The sequence below is a fragment of the Opitutaceae bacterium TAV5 genome (genome assembly GCA_000242935.3).
Lineage (GTDB): Bacteria > Verrucomicrobiota > Verrucomicrobiia > Opitutales > Opitutaceae > Geminisphaera.
This window is the reverse complement of record CP007053.1, coordinates 2,604,321-2,627,835: the sequence shown is the minus strand read 5'-3', so window position 1 is coordinate 2,627,835 and position 23,515 is coordinate 2,604,321. Positions and strand designations below refer to the sequence as shown.

General features: G+C 63.2%; 15 protein-coding genes. 4 read left to right on the top strand and 11 right to left on the bottom strand.

What is annotated here, in order from left to right; genetic code table 11:
- Positions 1-7 precede the first annotated feature (7 nt).
- Both OPIT5_11480 and OPIT5_11475 read left to right on the top strand, forming a co-directional pair.
- The gene (locus OPIT5_11480) at positions 8-1,159 is read left to right on the top strand and encodes a DNA alkylation repair enzyme (protein ID AHF90729.1); all 1,152 of its coding nucleotides are present in this window, start codon (positions 8-10) and stop codon (positions 1,157-1,159) included.
- 212 nt (positions 1,160-1,371) lie between these two features.
- Positions 1,372-2,697, top strand: a complete 1,326-nt coding sequence (locus OPIT5_11475; GenBank protein ID AHF90728.1) for a hypothetical protein — start codon at positions 1,372-1,374, stop codon at positions 2,695-2,697.
- Between the two features lie 248 nt (positions 2,698-2,945).
- On the opposite strand, the gene OPIT5_11470 is transcribed toward OPIT5_11475, so the two are convergent.
- The 6 genes from OPIT5_11470 to OPIT5_11445 all read right to left on the bottom strand — a co-directional run bounded on the left by OPIT5_11470 (position 2,946) and on the right by OPIT5_11445 (position 11,154).
- On the bottom strand, positions 2,946-4,259 hold the full coding sequence (locus OPIT5_11470; GenBank protein AHF90727.1) for an ATPase AAA: 1,314 nt from the start codon (positions 4,257-4,259) through the stop codon (positions 2,946-2,948).
- Between the two features lie 237 nt (positions 4,260-4,496).
- On the bottom strand, positions 4,497-6,053 hold the full coding sequence (locus OPIT5_11465; GenBank protein ID AHF90726.1) for a hypothetical protein: 1,557 nt from the start codon (positions 6,051-6,053) through the stop codon (positions 4,497-4,499).
- Positions 6,054-6,143: 90 nt separating this feature from the next.
- Complete coding sequence (locus OPIT5_11460; GenBank protein AHF90725.1) at positions 6,144-7,772, bottom strand: hypothetical protein; 1,629 nt, start codon at positions 7,770-7,772, stop codon at positions 6,144-6,146.
- 45 nt (positions 7,773-7,817) lie between these two features.
- Positions 7,818-9,323, bottom strand: a complete 1,506-nt coding sequence (locus OPIT5_11455; GenBank protein AHF90724.1) for a transporter — start codon at positions 9,321-9,323, stop codon at positions 7,818-7,820.
- 95 nt (positions 9,324-9,418) lie between these two features.
- Positions 9,419-10,138 carry an N-terminal cleavage protein gene (locus OPIT5_11450; GenBank protein AHF90723.1) on the bottom strand — a complete coding sequence of 240 codons (720 nt, stop codon included), beginning with the start codon at positions 10,136-10,138 and terminating at the stop codon, positions 9,419-9,421.
- Positions 10,139-10,233: 95 nt separating this feature from the next.
- On the bottom strand, positions 10,234-11,154 hold the full coding sequence (locus OPIT5_11445; GenBank protein ID AHF90722.1) for an AraC family transcriptional regulator: 921 nt from the start codon (positions 11,152-11,154) through the stop codon (positions 10,234-10,236).
- 8 nt (positions 11,155-11,162) lie between these two features.
- On the opposite strand from OPIT5_11445, the gene OPIT5_11440 reads away from it, so the two are divergent.
- Positions 11,163-12,500 carry a glycosyl hydrolase gene (locus tag OPIT5_11440; GenBank protein AHF90721.1) on the top strand — a complete coding sequence of 446 codons (1,338 nt, stop codon included), beginning with the start codon at positions 11,163-11,165 and terminating at the stop codon, positions 12,498-12,500.
- Between the two features lie 148 nt (positions 12,501-12,648).
- Here OPIT5_11440 and OPIT5_11435 read toward each other — a convergent pair whose 3' ends face one another.
- On the bottom strand, positions 12,649-17,328 hold the full coding sequence (locus OPIT5_11435; protein AHF90720.1) for a glutamate synthase: 4,680 nt from the start codon (positions 17,326-17,328) through the stop codon (positions 12,649-12,651).
- 820 nt (positions 17,329-18,148) lie between these two features.
- Here OPIT5_11435 and OPIT5_11430 point away from each other — a divergent pair.
- Positions 18,149-19,621 (top strand): general secretion pathway protein E, encoded by a 1,473-nt coding sequence (locus tag OPIT5_11430; GenBank protein AHF90719.1) that lies wholly within the window; start codon positions 18,149-18,151, stop codon positions 19,619-19,621.
- Between the two features lie 113 nt (positions 19,622-19,734).
- Here OPIT5_11430 and OPIT5_11425 read toward each other — a convergent pair whose 3' ends face one another.
- From OPIT5_11425 to OPIT5_11410, 4 genes are all read right to left on the bottom strand, one after another.
- Entirely contained in the window at positions 19,735-20,241 is a 507-nt protein-coding gene (locus OPIT5_11425; protein AHF94312.1) for a hypothetical protein, read from the bottom strand.
- A 142-nt stretch (positions 20,242-20,383) separates the two neighbouring features.
- Positions 20,384-21,340, bottom strand: coding sequence for an NAD(P)H quinone oxidoreductase (locus OPIT5_11420; GenBank protein AHF90718.1), 957 nt, complete (start codon positions 21,338-21,340; stop codon positions 20,384-20,386).
- A 64-nt stretch (positions 21,341-21,404) separates the two neighbouring features.
- Positions 21,405-22,409 carry a dehydrogenase gene (locus tag OPIT5_11415; GenBank protein AHF90717.1) on the bottom strand — a complete coding sequence of 335 codons (1,005 nt, stop codon included), beginning with the start codon at positions 22,407-22,409 and terminating at the stop codon, positions 21,405-21,407.
- Positions 22,410-22,413: 4 nt separating this feature from the next.
- Positions 22,414-23,496, bottom strand: a complete 1,083-nt coding sequence (locus OPIT5_11410; protein AHF90716.1) for an oxidoreductase — start codon at positions 23,494-23,496, stop codon at positions 22,414-22,416.
- Between the last annotated feature and the right edge of the window lie 19 nt (positions 23,497-23,515).

Here is a 23,515-nt window from a genome sequence, read left to right as displayed (position 1 = left end):
TGCCCGCATGCCTGCCGCCGAAACGGAAACGGGAAATCCGGCCCTCAAGGAGATGTTCGATGCGAAACGCTTCCGCTTCGTCGCCTCGGAACTCGCCCGAATCGATCCGCAGTTCAATTCGAGGCGCTTCCTCACCCTCGCGTTGCGTGATCTCGACGGCCTCTCGCTCATGCAGCGGTTGCGCCGGATGACAGAATGCCTGCACGCCACGCTGGCGACCGCCGCCGATGCCGGCCGCAACGGACAAGGTGGCCGCAGTTACCGGCACGTGATCGGCATCCTCCGCCAACTGGCGCCACGGATCGGTCACGGATTTGTCTCCCTGGTGCTGCCCGATTACGTGGGTCTCTACGGACACGCGCCGGATGATTTCGACGTGTCAATGGACGCACTGAAATTTTTCACCACGTTCGGCTCGTCGGAATTTGCCATCCGCGAGTTCCTGCGCCGCGACCTGACGCGCACGCTCGCCGTGATGGAAACGTGGTCGCGCGATAACGACGAGGCCGTCCGCCGCCTGGCGAGCGAAGGCTGCCGCCCCCGTCTGCCGTGGTCGTTCCGGCTGGAGGCGCTGATGGCGGACCCCTCGCCCGTGGCGCCGATTCTGGAAAATCTGCGGGCCGACCCGAGCCTCTACGTGCGCAAGTCGGTCGCCAACCATCTCAACGACATCACGAAAGACCACCCCGAATGGGTGCTCGACCGGATAAAAGGCTGGCCGGCGGAAAACCCGCACACCGCCTGGATCGTGAAACGCGCCCTGCGCACCCTGATCAAGAAAGGCGACCGCCGCGCGCTCGCCGTGATCGGCGCCGGCGACAAGGCACGGGTGCGGGTAAGCGATTTCCGCGTGGAGCCGCGGCGTGTCGCGCTCGGCGGCCGCATCGCCCTCTCCTTCCGGCTGGAATCGACCGCCCGCCGCGGCCAGCGCCTCGTGGTGGATTACGCCATCCACTATGTGAAAAAATCCGGCGGCGCCTCACCCAAGGTCTTCAAGCTGAAGGAGCTCACGCTCGGCCCCGGCGAAACGGTGGAGATCACGCGCAGCCAGAGTATCCGCGATTTCACGACGCGCACCCATCATCCCGGTCTTCACGCGGTGGAGATTCTGGTCAATGGCGAGAGCCTGGCCCAAGGCGGTTTTCACCTCTCCCGCTGAGGCTGCATGGGCATCCTGCCCATGAAGTGGCACGGGCTTCCAGCCCGTGTTCCGGAAGGCGGCGCCTCGCGCCGTCCACGGGCAGGATGCCCGTGCCACTTTTACTGCCAATCGACCAATCCGCCATTCACCACGTCCGAATACACGCTCTCATTGCCTGTCAGGTAGTTTCGACTTTCTTTGCCTGCCTGCCCGTGTTTTCATTCCCCGTCATGGCCTGGCGCATTGAAGAACACGTCGTCCGCGGCGAGATCGACAACCGTATCCGCGGGAAAGTGACCGCTCGCCTCTGGTTTTGCGGACACGAGGACACGCCGATGGAGATTGTCCTGACCGGCAATGCCCATCCCGACCTGCACGGACGCTTTATCACGTTTACCAATCCCGACCCCAAGCCCGGCTTCCCCGCCGGCCTCCGCATGGCACAGCGCGGCACGGCCGGCGACATCACCGCCTCACGCAAAGTCAAGATCCCCGACGTGCCGATCGACCGGATCGTCGATTACTACAAGACCGGCAAAAAGCTTCCATATCACTGGGGCAATGTTCTCTACCTCGAATGGTACAGCGAGACCAACGGCCGCATCGTCATCGAGGCGCCTTACGATCTGCGCCTCTCGCCCGACGCCCCCGCCTGGGAGCTCACCCCGGAGGAAAAGGCTGCGCGCGACGCCGAACTCGCCGCCGCCGAGGCCGAAACGCTCGCCGACAGTGTGGATGGCGACGGTTTCGCCACCCTCATCCGCAATCCGGATTTCGCGGAGGAGGAAGACACCCGGGACGCGGGCGACCGCGAGACCGGCGCCGGCGCCGACGAGGACGATGACGAATGGCGGCCGCCGACCGAGGAAGAAGCCGAGAAGATGCAGGCCGACTCCGACCTGCTGGTCGACCGCATCATGGCACGCATGGAGCGGGAAGGCGACGATGCCGACTATGAAAAAATCCTGGAGGAAGAACTCGAACGACGCCGCAAGGAACGCGGTGAACCCGACCCCACGCCGGAGGAACTGGCCGAGCGGGAGCAACGCATCGAGGAGTTCAACGCCGCCACCGAAGAAGTGATGGCAGAGATGGAGGCGGAAAAATGGAAAAAAGCCGCGGACGATGGCGATGTTTCCCCGGACGACGGAGACGACGACACGCATCCGCTGGTCCGCCGCGCACTGGATTTCGGCATGCGAGTGCATCACGACATCGAGGAGCGTAACTGGCTGCCCGGAGATGCCCACCGGGAGCATCCGGTATTTCTGCTCTCCACCGGCCTGATGTGCGTGGGACCCAAACTCGGCGGCGCCCTGGACGGCGAGGAGGACTGGCCGCCGCCGCTGCTGTTCACGGCCTCGGCCATCGTGCGTTTGAAGAAGGCTGCCGGCTTCATCGAGGATGCGCTCCTCGCCGCCGAAAGCTGCGCCGAACAAAACCTCGTCGATCCCGGCTGGCTGGCGGACGTCGTCCGCGAGACGAGAGAAATCGGCGCCGCCATCGACGCCCTCATCGCCGAACTCCGCGCTCACCTGAAACGCGGGCCGGAATAAACCTAAAGTCGTGGCCGATCTTGACCACGGATTGCACGGATTTCTTTTGAATTTCGCGGATGGAGAAAAATAATCGATATTATCCGCGCTACGACGCAGCGCGTCGCCGGGTTCGGACGGCGAGGCGCGTCAGCGGCGACGCCGGCGAGCCGGCCTCCAGGAACTGGTTCGACAAGGGGAAGGAGCTTTTCCGAGCAGAGGGGGGGCGGTTGTCACGCACATTGCTTTGCGAGGGTCATCCGGCCCCGTCAAGCGAGCGTGTATGCGGAGGATTTGCCCCGCCCCGTCTTGCGGATGGTTCCCTTGGACAGCATCAGGCGCAGTAACAAAATCGCCGAGGCTTGCGACACGCCGACTGTTTCCTGCGCGTCCTTGCGAGTGATGGTTCCGCGCTCTCTCAGCAGCGACAGTATTTTTTCCTCGCGAGCGTCTGCCGATGGCACGGCGGCAGCGTTGCGCGTCCGGCCCGCAACAGCGGCATCTCCGAGATTCGGCAGGACGACCTTGAACGCATTGTCGGACACCGTGATTTCCGGCTGCGCCGCGCTTCCGGTATAACTGCCCATGATTTTCGCGATGCCGGTTCCGTATGCCTCGATGAGGTTCAGACGGTAAAAAATGTTTGCGAGTTTCGGGTTTCGCAGAGCGGACACGCCGAGAAGGATGTCGGAAAGCGAGACGCCTTTCACCAGCCCGCCCACGCTGACCACCTCCAGCCGGTCCGGGAATACGCTGACAAGTGTGCTCGCCGACAGCCCGTAGTCGCGGTGCACCGCCGCGTTGAGCAACGCCTCGCGCACCGCGCCGACGGGGTAATCCCTCGCATCCTCGCGCTCCAATCCCTTGTAGGACGAACGGAGCGGGTTGTGCAGGTCAATGAAGGCAAACGCATCCTCCACCTGCCGGAGCAGCGAACCGGAAAACTCGCGCCTGTCGCGGAACGAGGACTTGTCCGCCCCTCCGAATACGCCGACCTTGATCGAATGCGGGCATTGTTCCGATAGCAACAACGCGAGGTTGGCAAGCATCCCGTCGCTGCCGAGCAACCCAAGTGTTTTTCGCTGTGTGGCGCCAAACGCCACGCCCTTGCGCTCAAAATAGCCGGAGGCGTAACCAAGGTCGAGTTTCTGCTGAATGCTGCGCGCCGCTTCATAACTGTCACCCGCCGACTCGCGGAGCATCGAAAGGATGGACGTCTCCGAAGCGGGGACGCTGGCCGCGCCCTGCCGGACAAAGACGCCCTCCGGCCGGATGCCCTTGCCGACGAGGTAATAGGGCCGCGCCGTCCCGCGCTGGACGGTGACAGCCACGACCGACTTCCCGCCCATTTGCCTGACCGCGCAATCCGTGAACATCGTCACATCGGGGCGCACCGCGTCGCGAATGGCGTTCCCGACTTGCAGGATCACGGCGTCCGGCTTCTCGACACCGCAGACCGTTCCATCGTCGTCAATGCCGATGAGAATTTCGCCGCCATCCGTGTTGGCAAACGCAACCACGCTTTTCTTGATTCCGTCCGTGTATTCACGCTTGAACTCGTGCGTCTTGTCTTCCGTGAGCATGCAAATTTCTTGCTGATTGTTTCCAACAGAATCTAATATCAGTAACGGAATCTGATATTAGCAAGCGCCCTTTCCCGAAAACGGTCAAAGTTCTGCCACTCCTCGGCTACAGTGCTGGCAGCATTGGCTTATCGGTGCTTTGCAGCATGTGCGCAGCGGGCCACCTGCCATGCCGGGGAGAGGGCATCGCCATTCGATTTACACATAAAGGATCTGTGCTGCACTCTTCCAACGGTTTCACCTTGGCAGCAATCGCAGAAGAACCGGATGAGGCGGCACTGCGATGTCCTTGAAGAAAAGTTTTCCCTCCTTTTCCGTGGCGACGGGTTCGTAAATCCGGCCCGTCAGCAGGTCGAACGCCTCTGCGTGTATCTCTTCCAGGCTCACATCGATTTCCAGATCCGCGGGGCGAGGCGACTGGTCGCTGATTCTCTCCATCGACCAGAAGGCGATCACGGGACGTCCGGCGGCATCGGTAAACTGGTAACTGATGACGCGGTCGGGCGCACGAAGGCGGGTGCCGTCGCGGGCGGCGAAAACCTGGTGATCCGGGCGTTTGGTGGTGGCGGTCAGCGTGTAGCGGAGTTTGCCGCCAGGTGTGAGTCCGATGGTTTCGCGGGCCAGACGACGGACGGCGGCAAAGGCAGGCTTGGGCGTGCCGTCGTCTCGCAGCAGACCGAAATTGTCGTCGCTGAAGAACTCGCTCCGCTCAGGTGTGCGCCAACTGTTCCGGTTGTCGAGAAGTGAATACATGGTGCTGACCTCGACACCCAGGCCCTGCCCCTCCATGAAGCGCCGCAACGTATAGGCGGCCTGCGCCTCTTCGGTGAATCCTGAAAAATTGCTGCGTGTATCGACTGCGTCGCGCTTGGTGCTCCAACCCCATTCAGTGAGCCAGGTTTCCTTGGGCCCGTTGTGTTTCGCGGAAAATTCGCGCGAATAGCGGATGAGCGAGGCGAACGTGCCTTCCGTGTCGGCTGTCTGACGTCCACCATTGCGTTTGAAATTCTCCTCCGAAGTTGCGTAAGGGACGATCTCCGGGGTGATACGGTAGCTGTAAGGATGCAGGGTGATCCCGTCCACTTGAGAGGAAAGCCCCATTGCAATCATTCGCATGTTCATCGCCGGGAATCCTCCCAGGCCGATGACCTTCATGTCGGGGTTGGCTGCTTTCACCGCCTCGGCCGTTTTGTTGAGCAACACGACGTAGCGCTTCAGCCAGGATTCCTCCTCCCCGTTCTTGTCGCGCCCATAGAGGTCGCCGCCGAGCGTGGTACCCTCGCCATAGGCTTTCGCATACCAGTGATAGGGTTCGTTCAGCACTTCGATGGCGTGGAGCTTCCCTTTCAGCTCGGTTGCGAGAAAAGCCGCCGCCTTTGCATAGGCGTCGGGATCATAAGGATCTTCATAGAGCTTCCCGTTGCTTGCGGAGAGCGTCAGGATCACCTTGATTCCGTGGCGCTCGGCAAGGTCGAGCCACTTGCGATCCTTGGCGGGGATTTCGTAGTTGCCTCTGGATTTTTCCATCCATGCCCAGACGATTTCGTCGCGCACCCAGCCCGCACCGAGGTCCGCGATGAGCGGGATGTAAACGTCCGGATCCCAATGCTGAAACGCCTTCATTTTTCGAACGAAGTGCGTGGTGACTCCGATATGCGGATTGAGTGCTGGGGAGGAGGTTGCAGTGGAAGTCGTCCCGACCGGGACGGCGGTCACGGTCAGCGGCAAGGCTGCCAGAGCGGCAAACCATGACAGACGAGGGAAAGAGAGGGGAAAACGGAAGTGGGAGAACATGGGAGAGTCCAGCGTTGGTGTTGGTCACGGCATAAAGCCTGCCGCCGGCATAAAGAGGATAAAGTGAAGGGCCGCCCGAAGGGTCATCGTCTATTTCGACTGCAACCGTATCAGCACGGGATGCGGAGAGAGGCCGAAGTCCTTGAGGAAGAGGTGGCCGTTTTTCTCGCTGGTCAAAGGTGGATAAACACGGCCTGTCATCAAATCGGTGGCGGACACGGCGGTGTCGGGTTTCACGGCGATTTCCACGTCGGCAGGACGCGGGCTTTGGTCGCTGATGCGTTCCATCGACCAAACGGCAATGACGGTGTTTCCGTCGTGGTCCTTGAATTGGTAACAAGCCGCGCGATCCGGCGCATGGAGCACCGTGCCATCCCGGGCATGGAATGCCTGCCCGTCCGGTCGTTGGGTGGGCGTGGTGATGCTTACCTTGATGTCGTTACTGACCACGAAACCGGCTGTTGCCCGAGCGAGCCGTTGCACGGCGGCATAGGCGGGCTTGGGCGTGCCATCCGATTTGATGAGACCGAAATTATCCTCGCCGTTAAACTCACTCGTTTCCGGCGGGTTGTTGCGGTCATCCATAAATGAATACACAATGCTGTTTTCCACTCCAAGGCCGAGGCATTCCATGAAACGGCGCTGGATGTAGGCGGCCTGCGCCACCTCGGTGAAACCGGCAAAGTTACTCCGCGAACCAGCCCGGTCGCGCTTGGTGGTCCAGCCCCATTCGGTGAGCCAGGTTTCCTTCGGGCCGTTATGCTTCACGGAAAACTCGCGCGAATACCGGATAAGCGAGGTGAACGTACCCTCCTCGTCAGCAGTCTGGCGTCCGCCGTTGCGTTTGAAATTTTCGTCGGATGCGGCGTAGGGGACGATTTCAGAGACGGTGCGGTAGCTGTAGGGGTGCAACACAACGCCGTCCACCGTGGGCGAAATCCCCATTTCGATCATGCGCATGTTCATCGCCGGGAATCCGCCGAAACCGATCACCTTTATGTCGGGGTTGGCGGCTTTGACAGCCTCCCCCGTCATGTTGATGAGTTTCACGTAACGGCCCAGCCATGACTCGGGCTGGCCGTCCTTGTTCAGCCCATACAGATCGCCGCCCCGGCTGGTGCCCTCGAAATAAGAGCGGGCATACCAGTTGAAAGGTTCGTTGATGACTTCGATGGCCCGGACTTTATCCTTGAGTTCGCGGGCGAGGAAGGCGGCGGCTTTCGCGTAGGCTTCGGGTTCGTAGTCGTCGGTGCGACCGTAAACAAGCGAGTTGCTGCCATTGAGGGTAACGATGATTTTTAACCCATGCTCGTGGGCGAGATCGATCCATTCCCGATCGGCGTCGGGCACCTTGAGTTTGCCCTGCTCCACTTCGAGCCGGTTCCACATGATCTCGTCGCGAATCCAGCCGACCCCGAGGTCTGCAATCAGCGGGATGTATTTCTGCGGATCCCAGTGAAGCATCTTCCGCTTGCGGACGAAATGGGTGGCGACGCCGATATGGTCGTTGTGAACGGAGACATGAGGCGATGGCAATGGCGTGCCGGTCGTAACGGAATTTCTATTACTGATCGATTCCTTCGGCGGCCTCTCCTTTTCGACGGAGGCGGCTTCCCTCAGAGCTGAGGGAAGCCAGGTATCTTCGAGCGCCGGGGCGCTCACCGCAAGAAACAGGGACGAAAAAAGAAGTGCCGGGATTTTTACGACAGACGAGATCATGGAGGAGATGAACGGGTGGTCTTGCGCGCCGCGTATGGAGTGCGCTCAGCGTTTGGCACCGGGCACCGGACGGGAAAACCGGCGACGCGCGAGGAAAGCAACGGCAAGCGCACCGACTCCGGACAAGGCGGCCAGCGTAGACGGTTCGGGGACCGCTGCTCCCGCCACCGTGAGCACGATATCCCGGTTGCCGTTGGCAAAGGCCAGTGCCACTTCGCGTCCGTCCAGCACACCGGCAAGATTCGCGCCCAGCGTGCCGATGATGGATTGGGAGGAAGACAACAATGTATAGGTCCCCTCTTCCAGCGAGCCCGGGACGGTGAAGGAGAAGCTGTCGAGCCCGAGGAGACCGGTCCCGATGTCAATCGAACCGGTCGTGAGGACGATCCGGTCGCTCTCCGCGATAGAGCCGAGGTCGAAAAGAAGCGCGCCGGCAGAGGAGAGGGCTTCCTTGATGTCGAGTTTGCCGGTTCCCAAGGCGAAGGTGAGCGTGCCGATACCGGAACTGACAGTCGGGTCGCCCGCCTCGAGCTTGCCGCCAGCCTTGATGACCACGTCCGCGTCAGCCGTGGTGATCGTGCCGATACCGCCGAGCAAACCGCCGTCGTTGACGGTGTAGGTTCCGGCACCCGTTGCGACAGCCGTGCCGGTGTCAGTGACGGTTCCGAGATGGGAGCCGTTCACATAGAGTGCGCCGGCGTTGACCGTCGTGGTGCCGGTGTAGGTGTTGGCCCCGGACAGGTGTTGCGTACCCGCGCCGTCTTTGACCAGGGAGAGCGTGACGACGCCGCCAGAGGAACCACGATTGACGATGGTGCCACCGAAGGAATAGGCAGCGCCCGCAGCAGGGTCGAGTGTCAGCGTGCCGTCCACATATTGGGTCGTGAGGCTCGCATAAATCGTGCGCACCTGGCCGCTCGTGCCGGAGAGACCGGCCACGGTGGCGCCGCCCGTGTTGTGGGATGTACTGCTACCACCCCTGTTTGCATAAATTTCGAAAGCCGCCGTGCCGGACAGGCTCACCTCGTCGAAAACAGCTGTCGTAGCATTGGCGTAGAGGATGGCGCTTCCCGAAACCGTAGTTTTCCCGGTTACGATCACACTGTTTATCTTAACGGCAGTGTTGGCCTCACCCAAGGCCAGACGCGATGTTGTATGGGTAATCGAACCGATCGTCAGGTTGAGCAGAGAGCTATTGTTCGCCGAATTCGAAATGTAGAGATATCCGCTTCCGCCTTTGACGAGGCTGTCGATGGTGAGCGAGCGCGTCGCGCCGTAAGCTCGGATATTCCATGTCCCCGAAGTGGCCAAGGAAGCGGTGAAACTGCCTATCGAAACATCGGTATCGAGGTTGAGTTGCCCGTAGCCGGTCGGAGTGAGCAACGCAATATCGTCGCCGCTCGGAGCCACGCCGCCGACCCAGTTTGCGCCGTCGCTCCACAGGCCGGTGTCGGTGGCCGACCAGGTGAAATCGTCCGCCTTCGAGGATGTGCAGAGGACAAGAGCGGCGAACACGCCCCCGGCAATTACAGACAGTATCGTTTTGTTCATGGCAGGTTATCGTTTGGTATCCGTTACCGGACGAGGTTCATGGTTGATTGACAGAAAGGGGGCCACGGTCGCCGCCGGAGCATGTGTGTGGAGAGTTACAGGCTGCTGTGTCCGAAGACGTCGTCCTTGTTGCTCTTGAGATCCTGAAAAACGATGGCCTTCACATGGCCGTCCACGAAGCAGACATTGGTTTTCCCGTTGTGCAGAGGATTGGCTTCGGCGGTGTTTCCCCAGCCAACACATTTGGGACACGAGAGGCTTATCCATGAGGACGGGGGCGTATTGTTTTTCCGCCACACATCACCGATCATGAAAATCTGCGCGGGGCGTGAAAATTCGTCCAGACGCCTTGCATTGTCATCCGCCATGACAACGTGATTCCTGTTGGTCCCATATCCGCCTCCCCATGACAATTCTTCTTCTTTGAGGGATGGGCATTGCCAGACGCCGCCGCGGGCGTTGCCCTTGGGCTTGTCTCTCCACCAGGCGGGCGGCGCGTAAGGAGCCAAGAGATTTGGATAATACCAGGCCGGACTCTCATTTGCCGCTGAATGCTCCTTGGGCAGGAGCCCCCGATTGTCGCTGGCATACAGATGAAAGGCGGTGCCCAACTGGCGAAGGTTGGACCGGCAAACGGCCTCGCGTGCAGTCTGACGTGCTCCGCTGACCGCTACTAGAATGATCCCGGCAAGGATACCGATAATGGCGATGACGGTGAGCAGTTCGATCAGGGTGAAAGCGCGAAGGGCGACGGCTGGTCTTCCGTCTGGCGAAAGCCGGGAATGCTGTCCGGGGGAGAGGAAACGGGGTTTCATGCTGGCAACGATTCCAGCAGGGGCGGTTACCCGCTCAACCGGAAAGCCATGCAGAATCCGTTCATTTCATTGTCCGATCCGGTACTCCGGAGGGCTTACCCGAGCGCCCGCCGGCGGTATTCGCCGGGCGACATGCCGGTGATCTGCTTGAAGCGGCGCGAAAAATAAAACTCGCTCCCGAAGCCCGAGGTCAGGCCGATGGTCTTGACGGATTCATGTCCCGAGATCAGCCGGTGGCAGGCCAGTTCCACCAGATGCCGCGAGCGAAACAGCGTGGGGGTGATGCCGCACAGGCGCCTGAATTTTTTCCGGTATGCCTGCTCGCCGATGCCAAAGCGGCGCGCCTCCTTCACCAGATCGAGCGTCTCCTCCGGCGGCATCGCCAGCAGGCGGGCGCGCGCCCGTCCGGCCCACTCCACGTCGCCGTCCTGGCGCGGCGTCTGCCAGGTGGCGCACATTTCCGCAATCAGCGCCACCAGACGCCCCGCGTCGCGCAGCGTCTGCTCGGCTCCGCGTTTTGCCAGCGGCTGCACCACGTCGTAAAACCGCCGCATCCACACCTGCGCCGGTCCGATCCGGCGCACCGGTTGCGCCGGATCGAGCAGGCCGACTCCCATCCACGCGTCGAAAACGGGACCGGAGAACTCCAGGTTGATCTCGTTCCACCGTTCGCCCGCCGGCGGGCCGTAGGCGTGCGCGATGCCCGGAAACAGGCAAATCACATCGCCTGCCGACACCGGCAGGTCCGCCTTGTGGCGTTCGTCACGAAACCGGCCGCCACCTTCCGTCACATAGACCAGCGAGTACCCGGCCAGCGTGCGCCACGCGCCCTCCGCCAGTTGCTGCTGCATCGCCCAGCTCCGGTGAATCTGCGCGCTGCGCGTGATGCCGCCCGCCACCGGGGTATGGAACGACTCCATGATGAGCCAGTAATCGCGCGTTTCACCCGGATTGATACCGGATTGGACAGTGTATTTACCGCCATGTGCACGGCTCAGGGCTTTCAGGGTTCGCATGGGAGACGATGATTGCCGGATATCTCATCATGCCTGCAACGCAAAACACCGTCGGTCTTTCGAACAACGGAGCGGTGGCTTTTTCTGTCGAACCGCCACCGGACGCGCATCAGCGCGCCCACGCCCCTCCTCACGCGCATACCCCGGTGGCAGGGCTGCGCGTTCCGTTCGGCGACGGGGACGTCGCCGCTCCTCCGGGCCGCATCATCAGCCACATCCGGCCCGACATCGGCCAGTACGTCGGCTCGCCCTCCATCGCAATCCTGCCCGACGGCGCTCTCGTGGCCTCCCACGATCTTTTCGGCCCCGGCACCAGCGAACACCGCAGCGCCACGACGCTCGTGTTTCGCAGCGAGGATCGCGGCGAAACGTGGCGGCAGGTGGCCCGCATCGAACCCGCCTTCTGGAGCAATCTCTTCGTCCACGACAACGGCGACGGCCGCGGCGCCGCTCTCTACCTGCTCGGCCCCACGCACCACCACGGCCTGCTCGTCATCCGCCGCAGCGACGACGGCGGTCATACATGGACGGAGCCGCGCGACACTGCCACCGGCCTGCTCACTCCATACGGCCAGTACCACACCGCGCCCATGCCGATGCTCGTGCATCGCGGGCGCATCTGGCGAGCGATCGAGGACGCCACCGCCGGCACGCACTGGGGCCGGCGCTACAACCCGGTGCTCATGTCCGCCCCTCTCGGCGCCGACCTGCTGCGGCGCGACGACTGGAGTTTTTCGGAGATGTATCGGCAATCCCCTGACTGGCTCGGCGGGCGCTTCGGCGGCTGGCTCGAAGGCAATGCCGTGGCCCTCCCCGACGGCCGCATCGCCGACATCCTGCGCGTGGACTACGCGCCCGGCGGCAAGGCGGCCCTCGTCACGCTCGGCGACGACGGGCAGAGCCTGGAATTTTCACCGGAAACGGATTTTATCGATCTGCCTGGCGGGCCGACCAAATTCACCCTTCGCCGCGATCCGCGCTCGCCGGAGGGCGCGCCGGTTTACTGGACGCTCGCCAACGCCGTGCCGCCGCGCCACGCCTGCGACAAGGCCAACCACGCGGCTATCCGCAACACCCTCGCCCTGCTGCGTTCCGCCGACCTGCGCACCTGGCAACTGCGCCACGTGCCGCTCTGGCATCCCGATTCGAAGCGCCACGCGTTCCAGTATGTGGACTGGCTCTTCGACGGCGACGACCTCGTGGTCGCCAGCCGCACCGCCTGGGACGACCGCCACGGCGGCGCGCCCAACGAACACGACGCGAATTTCCTGACCTTCCACCGTATCCGGGATTTCCGCACACGGACGATGGTGAATTCGCCGGTCGATCCGTTCGCCGGGACCTGAGTCCAACTCCTCAAGACATTCTGATTTTTACATAAAGGACGCAAAGACCACAAAAAATTGCTTGTTAAGTTCTTCGCGCCCTTCGCGATCTTTGTGTAAAAATCCGGAACGCTCAGGGAGCAGGCCTGAGTCCGGGCAAACGGCTTCTTCACACCGCCACGCCTTCGGGCAGGCGGGCGCGGTCGAACTGGTAGACGGGCTTCGGAGCGTCAGCCACGGGCGGGTGCGGGATCACCTTCCAGAACTTGTGCTTCTCGTTGTCCCAGTCCTCCGTGAGTGACTGCGCGTGCAGGCTGCTCGTGGCGCGGAAATGCGTCGCGATCAGGTTGCGCAGGCTTTCGGATTCGTTGTCGTCGGTGAGGCGCTCCAGGCCGATCATCGCCGGGTTGATCTTCTTTTCGAAGTCACCCTTTTCGTCATACACGAAGGCAAGGCCGCCGCTCATGCCGGCGCCGAAATTGATGCCGGTCGATCCGAGGATCACGATGAGGCCGCCGGTCATGTATTCGCAACCGTGGTCGCCCACACCCTCGACCACCGCGGTGGCTCCGGAGTTGCGGACGGCGAAGCGTTCGCCGGCGCGGCCGGCGGCGAAGAGGAAGCCGCCCGTCGCCCCGTAGAGGCAGGTGTTGCCGAGGATCGACTGGTGGCGCCACACGAAGGTTTCGCTGGGCTTGGGCCGGATGATGATCTCGCCGCCGTTCATGCCCTTGCCGACGTAATCGTTGGCCTCGCCGTTGAGCGTGAGGCGGATGCCGTTGACGAGGAAGGTGCCGAACGACTGGCCGGCCGAACCGGTGAAGGTGAGGTCGATCGTGCCGGGCGGGAGGCCGGTGTTGCCGCGCACGTAGGCGATCTGGCCGGAGAGGAAGGTGCCGATGTCGCGATTGACGTTGGTGACCTTGTAGCGGCCCACGAGGCGGGCGGACTTGCCGAGAATGACGTCGCGCGCCTCCTGCGTGATCGCTTCGTCGAGCGAGCCTTCGTTGCCGAAGCGTTCGTTGCGTTCGCGGGTGTGGTGGCGGTCGTGCTCGCCGGCCGGGTCCGGGTTGTGGAGGAGGCCGGCGAGATCGAGGTACTTCGTCTTCGGGTTGGCGGGATCATCGATCTGTTCGAGGAGGTCCACGCGGCCGATGATTTCGTTGATCGTGCGCGCGCCGAGGCGGGCGAGGTAGTGGCGGACGTCCTCGGCGACGGCGTTGAAGAAGTTGATGATGTTTTCCGGCTTGCCGCGGAACTTGGCGCGCAGGTCCTCGCGCTGGGTGGCGACACCGACCGGGCACGTATTCAGATGGCAAACACGGAACATGGCGCAGCCGCCGGCGATGAGGGCGGCGGTGCCGAAGTTGAACTCCTCGGCGCCGAGCAGGGCGGCGATGACGATGTCGCGGCCGGTCTTCATGCCGCCGTCGGTGCGGAGGACGACGCGGCCGCGCAGGCCGTTCATCATGAGCACCTGGTGCGCCTCGGCGACGCCGATCTCCCAGGCGGAGCCGGCGTTCTTGATCGAGGCGATGGGCGAGGCGCCGGTGCCGCCATCGTGTCCGGAGACGAGCACGACGTCGGCGTAGGCCTTGGCCACGCCGGCGGCCACGGTGCCGACGCCGCTGCTGCTGACGAGCTTCACGCAGACCTTGGCGCGCGGATTCACTTCCTTGAGATCGAAGATGAGCTGCGCGAGATCCTCGATGGAGTAGATGTCGTGGTGCGGCGGCGGCGAGATGAGCATGACGCCGGGCACGCTGTGGCGGAGGCGCGCGATCAGCGGTGTGACCTTGTTGCCGGGAAGCTGGCCGCCTTCGCCGGGCTTGGCGCCTTGGGCCATCTTGATCTCGATTTCCTTGGCGTTGGCGAGGTACTCGGCAGTGACGCCGAAGCGGCCGGAGGCAACCTGCTTGATGGCGGAGTTGGCGTTATCGCCGTTTTCGCGGATGGAAAAGCGCGCCGGGTCCTCGCCGCCTTCGCCGGAGTTGGATTTTCCCCCGATGCGGTTCATCGCGATGGCGAGGGCTTCGTGCATCTCGGGCGAGAGCGCGCCGAGCGACATGCCGGCCGTGGTGAAGCGGCGGCGGATTTCCTCGATCGTCTCGACTTCGTCGAGTTCGACGGGTGTGCGTCCGTCGAAGCGGATCTTGAGGAGGTCCTTGATGGCGACGGGCTGGTGGTCGTCACCTTGCGTGCGCCAGTCGGTCCAGGATTCGTACGTCCCGCCGCGGATGAACTTGTTCATCGAGGCGACCACCTTCGGGTTCCAGCCGTGGAACTCGCCTTCGCCCTTCTTGTTGACGCGGTAGTAGCCTTCGGGCGCGAGGGTGGGCACGGCGGTGGCGGCGGCGAGCTCGGCCGTGCCGGAAGCAGGCGGGACGCCTGCGGCCCGGTCGGAGGCGGGCGAGACGCCCGCGCCACCCTGCGGAGAGGCAACGCCCACGGGCTGGAAGCCCGTGCCACTTGCCTGCGGCCAGGCACGGGCGTGGCGGCGGAGGGTTTCTTCGGCGATCTGTTCGTAACCGATGCCGCCGACAGGCGACGGGGTGCCGGTGAAACACTCCTCGACGACGTCGCGGCCGACACCGAGGGCTTCGAAGATCTGCGAGCCGCGGTAGCTGGCGAGCGTGGAGATGCCCATCTTGGCCATGATCTTGAGCAGGCCGGCGTCGATCGTCGTGCGATAGTTGATACGCGCGGTGAGAGGATCGACCGGCTTGCCGGTCTTTTCCGTGACAGCGAGGTCGCTGACGGTGTCGAGCGCGAGGTACGGGTTGACGGCGTTGACGCCGAAGGCGAGCAGCGTGGCGATCTGGTGGACTTCGCGGGCTTCGCCGGTCTCGGCCACGAGGTCGCAGCGGAGGCGGAGGCCGGCGCGGACGATCTGTTGATGCACGGCGCCGACGGCGAGGAGCATCGGGAGGGGCGCGTGTTGCGCATCGACGCCCTTGTCGGTGATGACGATGAGCTTGGCGCCGTCGTCGCGGACGGCCTTCCCGGCGGCGGCGGCGAGGGCCTTGAGCGCGGGCTCGAGTCCGGCAGGGCCGGCGGCGGCATCAAAATGCGCGGCGAGGCGGACGACGCGGCCCTTGAGCGCGGGCAGATCGGCGAGGGCGGCGAGTTCGCTGTTGAAGAGGATGGGCGTGTCGAGTTCGACGAAGCCGGTGGTTTCCGGAAGTTCCTCGAAGAGGCCGAGGCGGCCGCCGAGGATCATCGAGAGCGACATGACGGCCTTCTCGCGAATGGAGTCGATCGGCGGGTTGGTGACCTGCGCGAAGAGCTGCTTGAAATAGGTGTAGAGGAGGCGCGGGCGGCGCGAGAGGACGGCGAGCGGAGTGTCGTCGCCCATCGACCCGGTGGGGTCGAGGCCTTCGGCCAGCGGGGTGAGAACAAGTTCGAGTTCGTCGGTTTCGTAACCGAAGGCGAGTTGTTCGCGGACATCGGGCGCGGCGGGCGTGTCGACGAGGTTTTGCCCGGCGGCGTGAGCCTGGAGATTGGCGAGGTGCTCCTCGCACCAGTCCTTGAGATCGCCGGAGCGGGGATGGCGGGTGATGGCGCCCTTGATCTCGTCGTCGCGCAGGAAGGCGCCGGATGTCAGATCAATGGCGATCATGCGGCCGGGGCCGAGGCGGCCGGCTTCGGTGACCTTGCCGGGGAAGTCGTGCACGAGGCCGGCTTCGGAGGCGAGGATGACGTAGCCGTCGTCGAAGATCTTGTAGCGGGCGGGGCGGAGGCCGTTGCGGTCGAGGGCGGCGCCGATGGTGCGGCCATCGGTGAAGATGATGGCGGCGGGGCCGTCCCAGGGCTCCATGATACAGGCGTGGTAGCGGAAGAAGGCGCGCGCCTCGGGGGTGAGGGTATTGTCCTTTTCCCACGCGGGCGGCATCATCATCATGGCGGCGTGGAGAGGATTGCGTCCGCCAAGGGTGATGGCCTGGAGGGCGTTGTCGAAGGTGGCGGAGTCGCTCATGCCGGGCTGGATGAGCGGCTTGAGGTCGTGGAAACGCTCGCCCCAGACGCCGAAGGCGGTGGAGTTCTCGCGGGCGCGCATGAGGTTGCGGTTGCCGCGGATGGTGTTGATCTCGCCGTTGTGCGCCATCATCCGGAACGGGTGGGCGAGCTCCCAGGTGGGGAAGGTGTTGGTCGAGAAACGCTGGTGGAAAATCGCAAAGGCGGTCTGGAAGAGCGGCGACTTCAGGTCGGGATAGAACCGGGCGATCTGGGCCGGGGTGAGCAGACCCTTGTAGACGATGGTGCGCGAGGAGAAGGAACAGATGTAGAGGCCGCTGAAGTTTTGCGCGTAGGTCTTGTTCTCGATGGTGTTCTGCGCGAGGAAGAGCTTCCGTTCGAATTCGTCGTCGGAGACCGCTTCGTCGGTGCGGGCGACGAGCGCCTGGACGATGAGCGGCTGGGTGTCGAGGGCCTTGCGACCGAGGCAGGAGGCGTTGACGGGAACATCGCGCCAGCCGAGGAGGGTGAGGCCTTCGGCCTGGATGGAATCGACGATGAGCTTGCGGGCGTTGATCTCGGTGTAGGCGTCGCGACGCGAGATGAAGAACATGCCAACGCCGAGGTCGCTGTCACGACGGAGCGGAGGAAGGCCCTTTTGCGCGAGGTAGTCCTTGAACAGCGGGAGCGGGAGCTGGGTGAGCAGGCCGGCGCCGTCACCGGTCACGGCATCGGCATCGATCGCGCCGCGATGGGCGAGGGCCTTGAGAGCGGCCACGGCGCGGGCCACGACGTCGTAGGAGCGTTCGCCGTTGAGCTTGGCGATGAAGCCGACGCCGCAGGCGTCGTGCTCCTGCTCGGAGTGGTAAAGGGGAGACGGGATGATGTTGGCCATGTTGGTAAACGGGTGTGGTCGCGTCGGGCGGGAGGATGGAGGGAGGGAAACGGATTTGAAAAGGGCGGATGCCGGATTCTGGCGTTAAGTGGCGGTGAGAGTGTTGCCGGTTTTTCTGGTTCTGGACGGTCGGGTTTCGGAGAGATTGGCTGCCGGAACGCGTAGCAGGATGCATGCGCACACAAAAAAGCCGGTCTCGTCGCTGGTTCTGCGAGGCCGGCCTGATCGGTTGCTAGTCGTCTTGGTAGGGTCGGGTCTCGTCAGAAAAACCGGATGGTTTTAATCGTGGCAGTCGTCGTTTTGGAGCGTTTGGAGTCAACCGGGGCTACGGCAAGGATGCCAGTGACAGGGTCATCAGCAGGATGGTCGTCGAGCGATTTGCAGGTGGCTCCGATACTCATTCGTTCTTGTTTTGGTCGAGACAGGGGTCCAACCAGTAGGCGGAGCGACCTGCTGTTCAAGTGAAACCTTCACGCCCGGGCGCAGCAATTTCCCGACCGTATCTCGCGTCTCACTACTATAAGCAGGGAAAATCACAATCGCGGGCAGCCCGCGAACGGTCACGAGGATGCGCAACCACCAGGGGAAGCCTCCCCGGAATTGCGACACCCCGGAGCGGCCCGGAAGAAGGCTCCGCCACCTCGCAAACCGGCAGTCATGCCTGCGACACAATGACTCACCCGGAACGGACCCGGCGACCCGGTTTGCGGAAATCCTGACTCGCCGCCAATGCCAGCCTGACACACAAGATATTGTCCACGAATATCATAATTACGAAGTACCGGTTGGCATGTTTTATGAAGGGGTACCCGGTCAAGCTATGGCGACCGCGACCCGAAAACAGAGATCCCTGTCCACGGACGCGAAGCCGGCAGCCTCACCGGAGCCGGCCTCTCCGGCCGCGCGGCAAGGCAGCCCCGCCCCGGCGGCAGCAGCCGGCGCCGCGCCCGGCACGCACGCCAATCCGCGCGGCCCCTCCGGCAACGGGCCGGATACGGAAACACCGCGTGCACTCCGCCTCCATCTCTCCCGGGAGCTGAACGCGCTCCTGCACGAGGGGCCGACAGATAACGACGACACCGCACGGACAAGCGCTCTGGTGGGAGCCTTGTTGAAAGACGCCGTGCGCGAAAATGTTTCGGACATCCATCTCGACCCCGCGCCGGACGGTTACCGGCTGCGCGTGAGGATCGACGGGGAATTGTCGGACACGGCCCGGCTGGATACGGATACAGGCCTGCACGTTCTGCGCTCCTTCAAGAGCAATGCCAGCATCGAGCCCGCTTTCGCCCTCGCACCCCGGGAAGGGCGGGCGGAATTCGCGGTCGATGACCGCACGGTCGCCGTGCGTGTGGCCACAGTCCCGACGGTGATCGGCGAGAAGCTGGCCTTGCGGCTTCTTTTCACGGAGCCGGCACGGATGCAGTTCGAAGAGCTGGGCCTGAGTCCCGCCGACCACCGGACGCTTTCCGCCGCGCTTCACGATGCGCGGGGCATGATCCTGATCAGCGGCCCCACGGGCACCGGCAAGACGACGACGGCCTACGCCCTCCTGCACGAACTCCGGAAAACCGGCCGGGCCATCGTGACCATCGAGGAGCCGGTCGAATACACCATCGAGGACGTCACCCAGATTCAGGTGAATCCGCAACAGGGCCTGGGTTTCGCCGAAGGGGTGAAGGCCTTGCTGCGGCTCGATCCCGACGTCATCTTCATGGGCGAGATGCGCGACGCCGTCTCCGCCCGTGCGGCGCTGGACGCGGCCGACAGCGGTCATACGTTTATCAGTACACTGCACGCGCGGGACGCGGCCGGCACCATCACCGTCCTGCGCAACTTCGGCCTGGCCGATCACGAAATCGCCGCTTCGCTCGATCTGATCGTGGCGCAGCGTCTCGTGCGCCGGCTCTGCCCCGCCTGCCGCCGGCAGGAGCCGCCCACCCCGGCCGAAGCGCAATGGCTGGAAGACTGCGGGCAGCCGGTGCCCGCGCTCACCTGGCATGCCGGCGGTTGCGAGGAATGCCGGCACGCCGGCTATCGCGGGCGGATCGGCATTTTCGAGGTTTACCGCCTCAGGGAGAAAGATGCCGACATGATCCTGCAACACGTGGACGAGCACACCCTGCGCCGCCGCATCCGCCGCGGCGGGACACTCTCCTTCGTGCAGGACGACCTGCTCAAGGTGGCCAGGGGCCTCACCACGCTTTCGGAAATCCGGTCCGTCGGAGGCACGGGTTTCTACCTCCCGACGACCCGGAAAAGAACAACGACATCAACCCGTCAACCCGCCTGACATCATGCGCTGGTCAACCCTGATCGCCCGTATCGCGGGCACCGAAATCCGGATACATCTCACTTTCTGGCTTTTCCTGGCATGGATCGGCCTCGGCTATTATCACGCCGAGATCATGCGCAGCGATTCTGCCGTCCGTCGCTGCGGATGCGCCGTTGGAGGACGCCTTCCGCGAAATGCAGGGATACGGGTGCCCGGTGCTGACGGTCACGGACCGGCACGGGCGTTTTGTCGGGCTGATGACGATGGAAAACGTGGGCGAGCTGATGCGGGTGCGCTCGTTGCTCCCGGTCGGTGACCACCCGGGCTGGAGGCAACGGGAAGCAGCCTGCCATCAGGCCGGCTGAATCTCCGGACGGGCGCCGTGGAGGCAATACCCGACGCCGCCGCAGAGCCGGAAAATTATCGTAATATCCTTTCGGATACGTCGGCATTCGCCGACTCCGGTTCACGGGAGTTGCGGTCTCCCGGCCGAGTTTTTTCAAGAGCGGCTGCTCGGGGGCGAAAAAACCCATCGCGAGCAGGACGAGTTGCGCGGAGAGGGTCTTTTCGGGGCCGGGCTGCCCGACGGGGACGAACTGTCCCTTGTCGTTCTTGCCCCACTTGATCTGCACGGTCACGGTAACCCTCTTCGGGGGACGAATCCGTCGAGCGACTTTTCGAAGATTTTTGTGATGATGGCATCGCCCGCCGAGTAGCGTCGACTGGCGATGGTTGATGGAATTGCTGCCATGCCAGTGCGCATCGGGCTTCCGATTGCTTTCACAGCGTCATGACGACTTTGCCGATGTTTTCCTGGTTTTGCAGAATGGCATGGGCTTCCTCCGCGTGAGTGCGCATCGGCAGTATCTTGTGAATGACCGGGCAGAGTTTCCCCGTCGCAAATTTTTCCCAGAGCAGGGATTCCAGGCCGGACAGGATTTTTGCCTTCTCCTCCGACGTGCGGCTGCGCAGCGTGCTGCCGATCAGCCTGAGGCCGCGCCGGAAAAATGCGTTCATATCGATCTCCGTCTTCGCCCCGCCCAGCGTGGCGATCACGATCCAGCGTCCGCCCGGCGCCATTCTGACGACGTTTGCGCCGAGCCCGGCGCCGGCCACGCAATCCATCGCCAGGTTGACAGGATGTCGCTCCATGATCGCCCCCAGGTCGTCCGTCCGGCGGTTGACGACAATGTCCGCGCCGATGGTTCGCACGAAGCACGCCTTTTCTTCCGAACCAACGGTGGTCATGACCGTCGCGCCGAGTTCTCTGGCCAACTGGATGGCGGCGATGCCGAGTCCGCTGGCGCCGGCCTGGATCAAGACCGTGTCGCCCGCCTTCATGCCGCCTTCCAGGCAGAGGTTGAGCCAGGAGGTGGCAAACGCTTCGGGAATCGCCGCCGCCTCCGCCATCGACAAGCCGGGCGGGACGGGAAGCGCCATGTCCGCGGGTACGGCCACCTTTTCCGCATAACCACCGCCGCCGAGCAGCGCACACACCGGGTCGCCCCGCCGGAAACGGCCCTGCGCGGGCGCTTCGAGCACGACGCCCGCGACCTCGAGGCCCATCCATTCCGGCCAGCCGGGCGGCGGCGGATACTCTCCGGCCCGTTGCATCAGGTCCGCGCGGTTCAACGCCGCCGCGTGCACTTCGATCAGCAGTTCGTTTTCCCTGGCCACCGGATCGGGCACTTCGCTCCAGATCAGGTTCTGTTGTCGATCAATGAGGATGGCGTGCATTGCGTATTATGATTCAAACTATAATACTTCCCCCCCCCCGGGGGGGGCCGAGGCAACGGAAAATTCACCCGGACCAGTCCCCGCAGGCATCGAGGAAACAGCGCTGGACCCGGAGTTCATGCGCGTAAGGCCAAGGGTTCGGGATTTCGCCACGAACAATGCGGGCGAACTCCAGCAACTGCCCGTCGTAACGGCCCTCGGGTGGCGGCTGAGGCACTTCCTGCGTGCCCTTTCTGAAACCGCCGGCATCTTCCAGCAAGGTCACGAAGACGCGTCCGCCAGTCATGTTCCCCTGAAGCTCCAGAGGCTGCACCACCAGCGTGCCCCTGTCGCCGCAGATCACCAGGTTTCGCCGCTGGAAGCCGCCGGCTTCCACAATCGAAGTCCGCAAGGTCGCAGTGAGCCCCCCGGCGAACTCCATCACGGCGAGACCGTTGTCCACCACGCCGTCGTCGCGCGTGCACGTGGACATGGGGACAACGCGTTTCGGCTCGCCAAACAGGATGACCGCCAGATCGACGAGATGACAAATGAAGATCCAGGGCGCGCCGGCTTTGAAGGTCTTGATAACCCTGCGAAACTCCTCGCCGTCGTGGCGGCTCATCACCGCGTCGAACGTGGAGATGTTTCCCAACAGACCGCTCTTGACGGCATCGATGCAGAACTGAATCGCGGGACTGTTGCGATACATGTAACCCATCTGGACCGCGAGACGGCGCGTCTCCGCCTCCGCCAGAAGTTCCTGAAACGGCGGCAGGGTTTCGCCGCCGGGCTTGTCGAGGTGGATGTGCTTGCCCGCGCGGATACAACGCAGGGCGGCAGGGACGAGCGCGTGCTCTTCTGTCTCGACCATCACCGCGTCGAGACCGGGGAGCGACAGCAGTTCGTCGCTATTCATCCACGGCAGGCCGTCATACATGGCGTGATGACCGAACGCGGCCTTTTGCTCCGGGTCGTCCTCGGCCACGCCGACCACGTCGAACACCTCGGAAAACTGGCGCAGCGTTTTGATTTTGTAGGCGTGCATGTGGCCGACGCCGAGTTGGCCGATCCGGATCTTTTTCATCATTCCATCATCCGAGCCAGCTGAATTGAGGATTCTGTTTTTTCACGATCTCGGTAATGCGGACGACTTCCAGCGCGTCGGCATTTTTCACGGGAAACGGGATGCCGAGGCGGAGCGCCGAATGGAGGTGTCGTGCGATTTCAACTTCGACTTGTTCCCACATGTTGCCTTCGGGTTCGACGGGGCGTGTTTCCTCGACCCACGGCAGCAGCGGGTCGCTATTCCAACGCTGACCGGGCTGCGGCGTTTCCGCGTTGGCGGCGGCGGCTGTCCATTGAAATTCCGGATGGAGATAACGCAGCCGAATCTGCTTCTGGTCTTGTCCGTAAGTCAGCGTTCCGCGATCGCCATAGAGCACGCAATACGAACCGTCCTGCGCGACGATGTTGCTGATCTCGATCTCTCCGGAAATGCCGCTGGCCCCGGTGAGCATAATTCGCAGGTGGTCGTCGGCGTCCCCCGACGTGAGCACGCGCCGCAGCGAACTCCACACGTCGCGCGTTGGCACGCCGATGAGTTGCAACGTTTGGTCGAGCAGGTGCGGCGCCCAGACGAAGAGTTGTCCGCCGCCGCAATCGAGCCGCATTTGCCAGTCGTTGCGCCGTAAAAACCCGTGCGATTTGGAAAATTTAGCGACGTGGATTTTTCCCAGAATGCCCGACGCGACAATCGCGAGCGTGTTTTGAAACGCCGGCTCGAAGCGGTGATTATGCCCGAAAAAAAGTTTTCCCGGATACGCCTTGTCGAGGCGTTTGAGCAACTCGAAATCCGCCGCGGTCACGCCGACAGGTTTTTCCAGAAGGACAATTTTTCCGGCGGCGAGCGCCTGTCCGGCGTGACGCGCGTGATCGAGCGACCGCGTGGCAATGATGACCAATTCCATTTCAGGCCGCGCGAGAAATTCCGCGAAGTCCGAAAACGGTTTGCCTCCGAATTTTCGGGCGATGTCGCGAGCGCGTTGGGCGTCAATATCGCAAAACGCGACGGGTTGATACCGTTTGCGGTCTTCGGAGAAGACCCGGCTATGCTGCATGCCGATACGGCCAAGGCCGCAGACGCCAAATTTAACGGGGAATGTGGATGTATTCATAATGTTTGGACAGGGGGGA